This window comes from Archangium violaceum, assembly GCF_016859125.1.
Classification (GTDB): domain Bacteria; phylum Myxococcota; class Myxococcia; order Myxococcales; family Myxococcaceae; genus Archangium; species Archangium violaceum_A.
Genome location: NZ_CP069338.1, coordinates 7,449,869 through 7,462,425, shown reverse-complemented (window position 1 = coordinate 7,462,425; position 12,557 = coordinate 7,449,869). Strand labels below are relative to the sequence as shown.

The 12,557-nt window shown below is 67.4% G+C and carries 11 protein-coding genes; 7 read left to right on the top strand and 4 right to left on the bottom strand.

All coding sequences use genetic code 11. From position 1 onward, the window contains the following. Positions 1-15: 15 nt before the first annotated feature. Complete coding sequence (locus tag JQX13_RS31985) at positions 16-1,755, bottom strand: tetratricopeptide repeat protein (protein ID WP_203403265.1); 1,740 nt, start codon at positions 1,753-1,755, stop codon at positions 16-18. Between the two features lie 317 nt (positions 1,756-2,072). Here JQX13_RS31985 and JQX13_RS31980 point away from each other — a divergent pair, with 317 nt between their 5' ends. The 3 genes from JQX13_RS31980 to JQX13_RS31970 all read left to right on the top strand — a co-directional run bounded on the left by JQX13_RS31980 (position 2,073) and on the right by JQX13_RS31970 (position 4,109). Next, positions 2,073-2,429: a sigma factor gene (locus JQX13_RS31980; protein WP_239013977.1), complete on the top strand. Its 357-nt coding sequence runs from the start codon at positions 2,073-2,075 to the stop codon at positions 2,427-2,429. A 98-nt stretch (positions 2,430-2,527) separates the two neighbouring features. Further along, on the top strand, positions 2,528-3,571 hold the full coding sequence (locus JQX13_RS31975; protein ID WP_203403264.1) for a sodium:calcium antiporter: 1,044 nt from the start codon (positions 2,528-2,530) through the stop codon (positions 3,569-3,571). Between the two features lie 217 nt (positions 3,572-3,788). Then, positions 3,789-4,109, top strand: coding sequence for a hypothetical protein (locus JQX13_RS31970; protein ID WP_203403263.1), 321 nt, complete (start codon positions 3,789-3,791; stop codon positions 4,107-4,109). A gap of 478 nt (positions 4,110-4,587) precedes the next feature. Here the strand turns inward: JQX13_RS31970 and JQX13_RS31965 are convergent, their stop codons facing one another. Further along, entirely contained in the window at positions 4,588-5,058 is a 471-nt protein-coding gene (locus tag JQX13_RS31965) for a winged helix-turn-helix transcriptional regulator (RefSeq protein ID WP_203403262.1), read from the bottom strand. Positions 5,059-5,118: 60 nt separating this feature from the next. Here JQX13_RS31965 and JQX13_RS31960 point away from each other — a divergent pair, with 60 nt between their 5' ends. Next, on the top strand, positions 5,119-6,387 hold the full coding sequence (locus tag JQX13_RS31960) for an MFS transporter (protein WP_203403261.1): 1,269 nt from the start codon (positions 5,119-5,121) through the stop codon (positions 6,385-6,387). Here the strand turns inward: JQX13_RS31960 and JQX13_RS31955 are convergent. Continuing rightward, on the bottom strand, positions 6,294-7,565 hold the full coding sequence (locus tag JQX13_RS31955) for a tetratricopeptide repeat protein (RefSeq protein WP_203403260.1): 1,272 nt from the start codon (positions 7,563-7,565) through the stop codon (positions 6,294-6,296). The genes JQX13_RS31960 and JQX13_RS31955 overlap by 94 nt on opposite strands. A gap of 168 nt (positions 7,566-7,733) precedes the next feature. Here JQX13_RS31955 and JQX13_RS31950 point away from each other — a divergent pair, with 168 nt between their 5' ends. The 3 genes from JQX13_RS31950 to JQX13_RS31940 all read left to right on the top strand — a co-directional run bounded on the left by JQX13_RS31950 (position 7,734) and on the right by JQX13_RS31940 (position 11,122). After that, a complete protein-coding gene (locus JQX13_RS31950) occupies positions 7,734-8,021 on the top strand; it encodes a DUF6544 family protein (RefSeq protein ID WP_203403259.1) in 288 nt (95 codons plus the stop codon). Positions 8,022-8,175: 154 nt separating this feature from the next. Further along, entirely contained in the window at positions 8,176-8,487 is a 312-nt protein-coding gene (locus JQX13_RS31945) for a hypothetical protein (RefSeq protein WP_203403258.1), read from the top strand. A 49-nt stretch (positions 8,488-8,536) separates the two neighbouring features. Further along, positions 8,537-11,122 (top strand): TonB-dependent receptor, encoded by a 2,586-nt coding sequence (locus tag JQX13_RS31940; protein WP_203403257.1) that lies wholly within the window; start codon positions 8,537-8,539, stop codon positions 11,120-11,122. Positions 11,123-11,134: 12 nt separating this feature from the next. Here JQX13_RS31940 and JQX13_RS31935 read toward each other — a convergent pair whose 3' ends face one another. Next, entirely contained in the window at positions 11,135-12,427 is a 1,293-nt protein-coding gene (locus tag JQX13_RS31935; protein WP_239013976.1) for a patatin-like phospholipase family protein, read from the bottom strand. Positions 12,428-12,557 lie beyond the last annotated feature (130 nt).

Genomic DNA, 12,557 nt, shown 5'->3' with positions numbered 1-12,557 from the left:
TCCACTTCGAGACGTTCAGGGCGTCCGGTCCCGGACGATGCGCTCCAACAGGCGGCGGGCGGGCGCGAAATCGGGATTCAAGGCCAACGCCTCCCGCAACTGCTGCTCGGCTTCGCTGACGCGACCCTGGAGCCACAAGAGCTGTCCGAAGCTGGTGCGGACCTCGGGGAGGCGCGGCTCCAGCCGGGCCGCGGTCTCACAAGCCTCGAGTGCGCTCGGCAGTTGCTTCAGGTTCTTGCGCACCAGACAGAGATTGAGCCAGCCGCCCGCATTCTCCGGCTCGAACCGGATCACCTCGCGCAGGACTGATTCCGCCTCGAGCAGCCGTCCTGTCTGGGCGTAGGCCACCGCCAGATCGCTGAGCACTTCGGGGTTGCTCTTCCGGGCAAGCTCCAGGTGCGCAATGGCCTCGGTGGGCATGCCTCTCTTGAGCAGGGCGGAGCCCATTCCCGCCTGCACGGAGGGCTCCTCGGGAGACTTGCTGACGGTGTCACTCCACAGGGTGAGGTTGTCGTACCAGACCCGATTGCGCAGGGCGGTGGCCACGCCCCCTGCCACCACCACCATGGCCAGCCCTCCGAGCAGCCACGGCCTCGCCGTGGGCCGCCAGCGCTCCAACTCCTCGAGCACCCAGCCCACCAGGAGGAGGAAGCCCACCGAGGGCAGATAGAGGTAGCGCTCGGAGAAGGCGTTGACACCGAGCACCGGGATGTAGAGCTGCGGCACCACCGCGAGCAGACACCAGACCAGGGCCACGAACGCCGTGGGGGCCCGGCGCCAGAGGAGGAGCGCCGCGACCACGAGCCCTGCGAGCGCGCCCACGCCCGCAATCAACTGAGGATCCGCGGGCGACGTAATGGGCTTGAAGACATGGACGGCGTTGAGCTCGAGCGGCAGGACGAGTCCGCCGAGGTACTGGGCCAGCAGGGGTAGGATGTTGAGGATCAACCCCCACGTCCCGAGGCTCATGTAATGGAGCGTTCGCGGTGCGCCCGACAGCGCGGGCAGTCGCAGCGCCGCGTAGAGGACGAGCGCCACGAGCAGGGGGGCATAACGGCCCATCCATTGACGGAGGCTCCAGGCCCGGCTGCCCACCACGAAGTCATACACGAACACCATCGCGGGCAGCAGCACCGCGGGTTCCTTGAAGAGCAGTGCGAAGAAGAGCGCGAGGCCCGCGAGGAGGCAGCGTCCGGTCAGTCCGGGCCCGGATGTCATCATCCACCACGCCGCGGCCAGCGCGCCCAGGGTCATGGCCACATCGTTCACGGAGCTGATCCACGCCACGGACTCGGTGTGGATGGGATGGACGGCGAAGAGCAATCCCGCGGCGAGCGCGGCGAGTGGACCGGACTGGCGCCGTGCACAGAAGATCAAGCCCACCAGGTAGACGAGCGCGGAGACGGCCGCATGCCCCACGAGGAGCAGCAGGTGGTAGCCCCAGGGCTGGAGGCCGAAGATGGCGTGGCACAGGAGGAAGGTGACGTGGACGAGAGGCCGGTAGTAGTTGCGGCTCAGGCCCGCACTTGGGATGAAGGCCCACAGGTCGGAGCCGAAGATATCGCCCAGATGCTGGAAGTCCCGGATCCAGGGATTGGACTCGATGAGCAGGAGATCCACCCAGGCGAACCGATTGCCGAGGGTGTTGGCGTAGGCGAGGGCCGCGCAGACACAGACCAGGGCGAGGTGGAGGCGGCGCTGACGAGAGGATGGGGATCCGGGCGGCGAAACCGTCACGGAGGAAGGGGGTGGCATGGACACCCGAGGCACCGTAGCATACCCGGATGGGCGGGGATTCCCGCCTCGAGGAGCATTCCCTCGTCCTCCTGGCGGCTTCCCCGGTGAGCGCTTTCTTCACCGGGAGCCGTGGTTTGCTCCAATCGCGTGGGCGGCGCTTTCTTTCCGAAGAGCATGGCCACCCGTACGCGTTCTGCGTATCGGGGCGAATTCCCTGTTTTGAAGAAGGCCATTCCCGACGACTCGGGAATCCGGCGTGCTGACACAAATCTGTTACGCAGCAAACCTGCCTCCTCGTCCTGCGACGTCGGACAGGCCGAACCGAGAAGCGGCGCGTGCTGGCGACACTGAGCCGCCTTCTGGGCGGGTTCGATGCGGCGGAGGAGGCGCTTCATGAAGCCTTCGCCGCCGCAGCGGACCGGTGGCCGCGCGAAGGAATCCCGGCCAATCCTTATGCCTGGCTGGTTTCGACCGGCCGCTTCAAGGCCGTCGACCGATGGCGCCGGCAGACGCGGCTGACGAATGCCAGCTACGGGTGTTGCCTCGCCAGCACCCGGTCCAGGGCCTCCGCCTCCCGCCGAAAGCGCCACAGAACCGGGGCAGGCCCACGCTCACCAGCGTCGCGCTTCCGCCTCGGTCCAGCCCCAGGTTCGCGGGATTGGACGCGGACTTGTCACCCACCACTGGGGTGATGACCACCGCACACCCCCGAAGCGCGGGGTGCTCAGCAGAGGACGCCCGGCCCGATTCACCGGGCCGGACATGAGTGCGATGGACAGATAGTGCGGCCATGCAGGCATTGCTCTCTGGCCTGTCACTCGTATGGCTGCTCGTGCTCTTCGCCGGCCTGGCCCTGGTGGTGGGGTTCGCTGGCACGCACATGGCGAAGACGGCCGACATACTGGCGGACCGGACGGGGCTGGGTGAGACGCTGATGGGAGCGGTGTTCATCGGGGCGAGCACTTCCCTATCGGGCATCACCACCTCCATCACCGCGGCCGCGAGCGGGGCCCCCACGATGGCCATCAGCAACACCATCGGAGGCATCGCGGTACAGACGGCCTTCCTCGCCGTGGCGGACCTCACCTCCCGCAACCGCGCCAACCTGCTGGTGCGCTGCGCCTCGCCCTCCGCCCTCTACCAGGGCGTGCTGCAGATGGGCCTGCTCACGCTCGCGCTGCTCGGTGCGCTGGCGCCTCCCCTGGCCGTCTGGAGCATCAGCCCCGTGTCGCTCGTGCTGCTGCTCGCCTACCTCTCCGGCCTGCACTTCATGCGAGGCGCGGACGACCGCACCATCCACGACGCGGAGCGCCCGGCGGAGGCGAAGGACGAGGAGGAGACGAGGGAGGAGCCCGACCAGGGTCCCTCCACCGGCCGGTTGTGGGGGGCCTTCGCCCTGGACGCGGCCCTCACCACCTTGGCCGGGTGGGGCATCGGGCAGGTGGGCCTCTCACTCGTCCAACGCACCGGGCTCTCGGAGACGGCCGTGGGGGGGCTGCTCACGGCCATCACCACCTCCCTGCCGGAGTTGGTGACGGTGCTGGGGGCCGTGCGCCGGCGCGCGTACGATCTGGCCACGGGTGACATCCTCGGCGGCAATTGCTTCGACGTGCTCTTCCTGGCCGCGTCCGACGTGGGCTATCGGGACGGCTCCCTCTTCACGCGCTTCACCCCGAAGATGCTGCAGATGTTCCTCCTCACCCACCTCCTCCTCTCCGTGCTGCTGCTCGGCATGCTGCGCTCCCGCCGCAAGCGCATGCGGAGCTGGGCGGGCGAGAGCCTGGCCGTGGTGGTTCTCTACCTGGTGGGAGCGGTGGTGCTGGCGAGCGGGTGAGCCGAGAGGGTGTCAAAGAACTCGAAGCGGGGCTCGAGAACGAGACGCGGCCTGGACGGGTGAGGCTGGCCCGCGGAGTGCCCTGGGCCGCGCGGACCGCACGCAGGGTGAGGGAAGGAGGGACTGGTGGAGCGGTGCGCCCACAGGCGCGCCGAAGGAACCGCATTCCATCCACGGCCTCGCTCCCGAAGATGGGCTGGCTGAGCATGAAAGCCGTATGGAAGGCCCGGGTGTACTCCGCGCCATTGTTGGCGATGATCATCGTGCGCGGCACGTCGTCCGGGTACTCCACGGAGAGGACATAGGCCTTGCCCGCGACGAGGCCCTTCCCGTAGCCGACCCGATAGGCGAAATACTTGCGGCCCGGCGTGTCATTCGGGAGTACGCGGACCGGACGGCCGAGCACGGTTTCGATGCGGCTGGCGTTGGTCGGAAACTGCTGGAAGGCGTGCGGATCGCTGGCGTCGCCGCAGTTCACCTCGTCGATCAGCTCGAGCGAGCGTTGGTGTTGCTCGCTGGGGCCGAGATGATGAGGTAGCGGCGCTTCGGCGTGAGGCCCGTGCCGTTGTAGTCGCGATGCCAGACGTGATCACTGGTCGGATTGGTGGGAGGAATCTTCGTGATGAAGCCAAAGCCGGGCGTGGACTCGGCCCCATCGTCGTTGTCAAAGAGGTTGTCCTTGGAGCTGGACCACCAGTAGGTCAGCGGCGTCTGCGCGGCACGGCCCCACTGACGCCAGAGCGTCCAGGTACCGGTGATCTGAATGTTGGCGAAGCCCGGCCCGAAGTCGACATAGGCCTGACGTCCAGCGAGGAGGGAAATCTCCCGGCCGCCAGCGGCGACGGGGTAATGCTCCTGGGTGGGCGGAGAAAGGGTGGGCTACCAGGCCCGGGTGGAGAGCGGAAAGGCCAGCGCGGCCATCCAGCAGAAAGACAAGAGGATGCCAAGGCCTCGGTGCTGCCGCCCAACTATATCGCAAATTGACTGAATTCGACACCACTTCCATGGATTGAGAATCAGCGACGAGACCGCTTCGAAGACGAAACCGGGAGCTTCTTGACCGTGGTATCCGCCCAACCCAGGGCGCGCCCGCTCCTGGAGCGCAGCTCCAGCCGGCCGACGGGTTCACCCTTTTCGTTATCAACCAACAGGGAGTGGGGCTCGCCGGGCTCGTAGAGATATTCCTCGCCCCACTGGCGCAAGCTCACCACGACAGGAAAGAGGCCACGTCCCTTTTCCGTCAGCACATACTCCTGATAGGCGCTGCCGTCGGAGGCCGGCGCCAGCTCCAGGACTCCCATGGCCACCAGGTTGCGCAGGCGCGTCGCCAAGATTCCCTTCGCCACGCCCAGGCTCTTCTGGAACTCGCCAAAGCGGCGCATGCCGTCGAAGGCATCGCGAATGATCAGAAGAGACCACCAATCGCCGATGATATCCAGCGATCGCGCAACCGGGCAAGCCGCTCCTTCGAGGCTGGTACGCTTCATATCTGGTTCCAAGATAGAACTGGACAGACTCCCGCGCAACTGGTTCGATGATGGAACCCCATGACACAAACCAGGCTGTCACCAGGAGTCGTCCTGCTCTTCGCGGTCGCATGCGGGCTGAGTGTCGCCAACATCTACTACGCGCAACCGCTGCTCGATGTGATGGCGCGAGATCTATCGATCAGCCCCGCGTCCATCGGCATCGTCGTGACCGTGACCCAGATGGGATACGCGCTGGGGCTCATCTTCATCGTGCCGCTGGGCGACCTGCTCGATCGCCGCCGGCTGATCGTCGGTCAAGCCACGCTCTCCGCGATGGCGTTGCTCCTCGTGAGCCAGGCCCCCACGGCGACCGTCCTGCTCGCGGGGATGGTTGTTGTCGGCCTGCTCGCCGTCGTCGTGCAGGTGCTCGTTGCCTTCGCGGCGGCCCTGGCCGAGCCAGCGGAACGTGGGAGGGTCGTCGGCTCGGTCACGAGCGGCGTGGTGATCGGCATCCTCCTGGCTCGATTCGTCTCCGGAGTGCTCGCGGACCTCGGCGGTTGGCGCTCCGTCTACCTCGCGTCGGCGATGCTGACCCTGTTGATGGCGGCGTTGCTGTCCCGGACGCTTCCGCGCCAGGAGAAAGGGAGCGAGGTGCCCTCCTACCCGGCCCTGCTGCGCTCCGTGCTGGTACTGTTCCTCGAGGAGCCGGTCCTCCGCATCCGCGCCGTCATCGGGCTGCTGATCTTCGCCACGTTCAGTACGTTCTGGACCTCGATGGTCCTGCCGCTCAGCGCGCCACCGATTCTGCTATCCCATACGGAGATCGGATTGTTCGGCCTCGCCGGAGTGGCGGGGGCGCTCGCGGCTGGAGGCGCGGGACGCCTGGCCGACCGCGGCCAGGGCCAACGGACGACGGGCCTCTCTCTCGCACTGATGCTGGCGGCCTGGATTCCGATCGTCTTCACCCACGTCTCGTTGGGGGCGCTGATCATCGGGGTCATCGTCCTGGACCTGGCGATACAGGCGGTCCATGTGACCAATCAGAGCATGATCTTCGCGGTGAGGCCGGAGGCCCGCAGCCGGCTCGTCGGCGGTTACATGGTCTTCTATTCCATGGGGAGTGCCAGCGGCTCCATCGCGTCGACGCTGGTCTATTCGTGGGGAGGATGGCTCGGTGTCTGCGCGCTCGGAGCGGCAATCAGCACGGTGGCGCTGCTGTTCTGGGCGGCCACACGACACCTGACGGGAGAAGCTCACTCCGAACGGCACGTCAACTCATCCGAGCGGGGCGCCAGCTCGCGCACCAGCGAGCAGCTCGACGCATCACCCTCCAGGCAGGCGCGCTGAAGGATTCGCATTCCATCCACGACCTCGCTCCCGAAGGTGGGCTGGCTGAGCATGAGCGCCCCGAGCACCCCACAGGCCTTGGCGGAACCCGCCCCACATTGCCGTTGGGACACACGGGAGATGTCTTCCAGGAACTCGCACGCCTGCGTCTCTCCGAACCGGCAGGCGCGCTTCAGGAGCCCCGGAAGCTCGAGTGGCGCTCCGGGAGCGCGCGGCTGGTTCCTGAGCGAATCATAGAGCGCGAGACACCCCATCGCCGCGCCCCGGTCACACGCCTGACGGAAGAGGGCCTGCCGTGAGGCATCGTCCCTCATGCCCTCCTGCATCGAGAGGCTCTCGACGACGAGAAGGCGGCAGGCCTCCGAGGAGCCCAGAGCGCAACCCCGGGAGAAGAGGTCGTCGGCGCGAGGAAGCTCCCCGGCCTCTTCCGCGCCATACCGGAGTGAGATCATCCCCTGGTCCGCACACGCCATGCCGTTGCCCGCCTCACACGCTCGAGCATAGAGCTCGAAGGCCTTGCCCATGTCCTGGGAGACCCCCTGCCCCGCCTGGAACGCGTCCCCCAGGAGCCGACACGCGAGACCGTCTCCCGCGTCGCAGCCCCGCTGCGCGAACAGCGCGATCCACTCCCACTCCGGCTCGCTGCCCCGCCGACGTGCATCCTCGCCGAGCCCGAGGGCCGCGATTCCACACGCGGCACGTGGGTAGGCGTCACATGCGGCCTGGAGCTCCGCCAGGCCCGTGGAGGCGTCCTGGAGAGCCCCTTCACCCAGGAGCGTGAAGAGACCCTTTCGGGCGCAGCCCTCGCCATCTCCCAGTTCACAGGCACGCTGGAACAGGTCGCGCGCGTGGCCCGGCTCCATCCGCCCGAGCGTGGTGCAGCCCTCGGCCACCCCCAGGTCACAGGCCCTGCTGGCGATCTCCGCCCGCGTCCGCAGCTCGCAGGGTGACAGGGGCGTGACATCCCTCAGTGCCCGCAGGGTGTCACGGCAGCTCGTGGCGTCCGAGCACGCCTGCTTCGAGTCCTCCCGCCCCGGGGCGCTGCCCGGATGGAACGAGCCATGGGAAGTCCCGCAACCCGTGAGGACGAACAGGCCCATCGTCAGGGCACTCCCCCACAGCACCGCCTTGATGCATTCCCGATTGGCGTCCACCTGACCTCCTTGGATACGAGCCATGTGGCCTCTCGGTCCAAAGAATCGCTCCAGGCATCTTTCGTGCTCATTGCCCTTTCATGACGAAAGATGACGGCCCATGCACGTCAACGACACCGCGTCCCATCACAGACCCCGATACCTGTCAGCGGTATTTCCGGGCGGGCGGCTTCATCGGGAAAGTGGCAACCCGTGGATGAGCGGAGCGCGAGAGCGGAGCTCACCTACAAAGGCATCACGGTGGGCGGCACCTTCCACTTCAACGACGCCGACGAGATGGTCCGGTTCGACACGAACGACCGGTGGCAGGATGGCGAGCCCCCGAGGAAGATTCCCTGGTCGGCCCACCTCGAGGACTATCGCGTGGCTGGAGGAATCCGGTATGCCACCCGCGTCAGCGCGACCTGGCACGAGCCGGCCGGCGACCTGACCTACGTCACGGGCACGATCGAGTCGCTCGAGTTCAACGTGAAGGACTGACCCGGCGGATTCTCGAGGGAACCCAGCCTCATCGGGAGTCCCGTCTGGCGAATGAGCGCCTGCCCGCTGGTCACCTCCTGGCGCCTGGCGGGCCCCAGACACCTTCTACAGCTTGTAGAGCAGACATACGTGCCAAACCTCACTGGAGGCGAACATGCCCGTCCTGTTTGCGCTCTTCGCGCTTGCCGTCCCGCGTCTGGTGGTGCTCGTCCTATGGTTCTTCACCCATTGGTTCCGCGGCATGTTCGACACGTTGCTCTGGCCGATCCTCGGCTTCCTCTTCCTGCCCACCACGCTGCTCTGGTACTCGGCCGTGCAGCACTGGTTCGGTGGTCAATGGACGCTCTGGCCCATCGTGGGGTTGGTGTTTTCCTTGATGATCGACGTGTGGTCGAAGCACGGACGCGGTAGCCAACCCGAGCCTCCCCGTCGCCAGGGAGTGATGCGGCGCAATTACTCCACCTGAACCCCGCACCTTCATGGCATGTTCTCCTCTCGACAGGGGGAGTCCTGACATGCACCTGAAGCGGATGCACCGGACCACGGGCGTCGTCCTGGTCGCGAGCCTGACATCTGGAGTGGCGGCGCATGCGGACAGCGCCATCGTCGGAACGGTGCTCAACGTCGAGACGAAGGAACCCGTCCCGGACGTGGTCGTGTCCGCGACCTCGCCCAACGTCCAGGGAGAGCAGGTCGTGGTCACGGATCCCGAGGGGCATTATCGCATCCCCGAGCTCCCTCCGGGCGTCTACACCCTGCGGTTCGAGCGAGAGATGTTCGAGACGTCCTCTCGCGCGGAGCTCACGCTGCTCCCGGACCAGACCCTCCAGGTGGATGTGGAGCTCCCTCCGGGTGACACCTCGGACGATTATGGGTGCGGGCCGCCACCCGTCGACGTGGAGTCCTCGGGCACGGGCTTGAGCGTCTACGAGAGAGCCATTCCCTCCATTCCGCTGAACCTGGCCACCGGAAGGTTCAGCGCGACGCGCTCCTTCGAGGGTCTCGCCGGGCTGGACCCTGGCGCACGGAGCGACGCGTATGGCGTGTCCATCAACGGATCCTCGCCTTTCGAGAACGCATACAGGGTGGACGGCCTCTCCACCAACGACCCGATCCGCGGGCTCAACGCCCTTCCGTTGAGCATCGAGTTCATCCAGGAGGTCGACGTCCGCTCCGGCGGCTACATGGCCGAGTACGGCCGCGCCACGGGAGGCATTCTCCATGCGCGGACCCGATCGGGCACCAACGAGCTCCACGGCTCGGTGTTCGGTAATTGGGCTCCGGGAGTCCTGGGAGGAACGCCCACGCCCGTCCACGCCCCCGGCCTGACCATCTCCGGGCGGAACGTGCTCGTGAACCAGGGCGACTTCGGCGCCACCCTGGGGGGCCCGATCCTGAAGGACAGACTGTGGTTCTTCGCCGGTGTGGTTCCGGAGCTCTCCTCCGTGGAGCACACGCGCGAGCTCCATGCCCGCGTGCCCGGCCAGGACGACTCCGTGCGCAGGCTCATCCCTGGCACCTCGCGGACCTTCTTCGCCGACGAGCGCGGCATGCAGGCAATGGGCAAGCTGACATACCGGATCGACCCGAACCACTTCGTGTCCCTGTCCGCCATCACCACGCCCACCCGCTCGGGCGGCACGGACAGGCTCACCGTGGATCCGCTGACCGGAGAGGTCCGGGAGGTCATCAACTCACAACCCCTTGCCCTGGAAACGCGAGAGCTCGCCGGCAACACCACGACAGCGGCCCTTCACTACGCCGGCTCGTCCATGGACCATGGATTGTTTCTCGACGCCAACCTCGGTTGGTCCCTCCAGACGGCCTCCAGCCGGCCCTCCGACAACCCTGGCGCGGGCCCCTCTTCCGGGGAGACGTACGCGGGCCCCGTGACGGGGGTCGAGATCGTTCCGGACGCGGAACGCTACTGCGGTGCCACCCCCGCCGAGCAACTCCAGAATTGCGCCGTCCAGGACTACGACATCGGCGGCACGGGCCGCGTGGACTTCGACAGGGTGGACCGCTACCAGGGCAACGTCCAGGTCACCTGGCCGCTGACGCTCGGGGGCCTTCACCTGCTCAAGGCAGGGGCGGACGCGGAGCACCTCGCCTACGAGCGGGAGCGAGGCGGAGCCGGCGCCAGCTACACCAGCAACCTCCTCGGGGGATTCGTACGGGACAGCTGGACCATCGGGAAAGGCCCGGTCACGCTGAACGCGGGCATCCGTTACGACTCGCAGTGGGTATACACGGAGGAAGGCCGTCTGGCCGTCGCGCTCCGTCACCAGCTCTCACCGCGCGTGGGTCTTCTGGTCGCGGCTCCGCTGCGCAACGGATGGATGAGGCTCTTCGCCCATTACGCGAAGTACCACGGTCAGATGCCGTTCGAGCTGGCGAACCTCGGTGGCCTGGAAGCGCCCGGCGTCTCCGAGCTGGTCCCGACCTCGTCGAGCGAGCTTCTCGCGGGCATCGAGTACGAGGTTCTACGGGACACCCTCCTGAGCGCGACCTACACCCACCGAAGCCTGGACTCGGTCATCGAGAACCTGAGCCGCGACGATGGCAGCTCCTTCTTCCTGGGCAACCCGGGCTCGGGGGCCGCCCGTGATTTTCCGAAGGCGGAGCGCACTCATGACGCGGCGGCGGTCGCGTTGCGCCATGCCTTCTCGGATGGCTGGTTCGCGCAGGCGAGCTACACCTGGTCACGCCTCTATGGGAATCAAGGCGCCCTGTTCCAGAACCCGATGGGGCTCCTGCCCGAAGACCGCACGCATTCCGTCAAGGCTTTCGGCTCCCGGGAGCTCTTTCTCGTCCGCAAGTATCTGTCATTGAACCTCGGCCTGGCCTACCAGGGCCGCTCGGGTACACCGATCGTGCTGCCCCGTGGCGAGACCGGGGAGAGGACCCCGTGGGTCCACTCCATCGATCCCCACCTCGAGGTGCGCTACCGCCTTCGTCGGGACAACGTGGTGTCCTTGTCCCTGGACGTGTTCAACCTGTTCAACTTCCAGGAGGTGACACGCGTGGATGAGCGCCAGGCCCTCCCGCTCCAATACCAGACGCCGCGCAGGGTGCGCTTCGGCCTCCGGTACTCCTTCTGAGTGGCCAGGCGTTCAGGCCGCGCTCGCCGTGGGAGGCCGGGTGGCCATCTCCGCCACCGTCTGCGGCTCGTCCGACCAGAAGCGCAACCACTCCGAGCGCAGCGCCCGGGCATCCTGCCGCCCCAGCTCGATGAGGATGTCCGCGAAGCCACCATCGAAGAGCAGGTAGGACGCCAGGTCCGCCTCGTGCGAGGCATCCCGATCCACCAGCCGGAGGATCGCCTTGTGTGCCAGACCCGAGCTGCGGCGACGGAACTCGGGCGTGCGGACGTACTCGGCGGCCAGCGCGCCGATGTCCCTCGAGGGCCGAACCAGCAGCTCCCGCACGTAGCGCAGCGGTTGGCTGCGGTGGGGCTCCAGCACCCCGCTGAGCGTCTGCGCGAAGCCCGGCCCGTAGGCCAACGTCCCCGCCTCGAGGATGGCGTTGAGCCTCCGCAGCCGGCCCAGGTCCTGGTCCGTGCGGTCCATCATCAGCGTGTTGAGCATCTTGCCCGCGAGGAAGGGCGCGGTCGCGAGGGCCTGCTCACGTTCCTGCTCACTGCTCGACCGCGCTGGTTCCGGCTTCCGCGCGCGGACCGCCTCGTGTCGCAAGGAGACGACGATGACGCGCTGGGCGCCCAGCCGCAGCGCGGGGCTGAGCGGAACGTTCAGCCGCAGCCCTCCGTCCACGTGCAATTGGCCCCGCAGACGCACCGCCGGGAAGACGACCGGAATGGCGGCCGAGGCCAGCGCGTGGGTGGGGCCGATGCGCGCGACCTCGGCCTGGTAGGAGGGATCGTTCCCCCAGGAAGGGATTCCCCCATCGCGACGCTGGACGAACACCGTGGCCCGTCCGCTGCCCACGTGCGTGGTGCTCACCGCGAGCGCCTCGAGGTGGCCCCTGCGCACGTTGCGGCCGATCCCCAACCAGGGAATGCCCCGGCTCACGATGGCCCTCAGCCCACGCGGATCCACCAGCCCGCCGTACTGGATGTCTCGCGGATGGGGCGCCGGCTTGCCCAAAGCCTCACGCAGGATGCGGAAGACGTCTCCCACTCCGAACCGGAGCACCTCCTCCACCTTCATCCCCGTCCAGTGCGCCCGCATGCCCCGGCCCTGGCGGGCTGGCTGGTCGCTCGTCGCGGCGAGGTAGCAGGCATGGAGGGCCCCCACCGAGGTGCCCACCAGGATGTCCAGTCTCAGCTCCCGGCCGAGCTCCGGCTCCAGTTCCTCTCGAAGATAGGAGAGCACCCCGGCCTCGTAGGCCCCTCGTGCGGCACCTCCGCCCAACACCAGACCTGTCTTCAGCCCGGTCATCATGGTCATGGCCCCTCTATGGAGAGTCTACGGCGGATGCCGATGTGACGGCGAGAGACCCTCCGTCCTACTCAGGTCCACAGGAGGCAGGGGATCGACCAGTCCCAGTCCGCGGCGACGCTCCAGCAGGCGGAGTCAG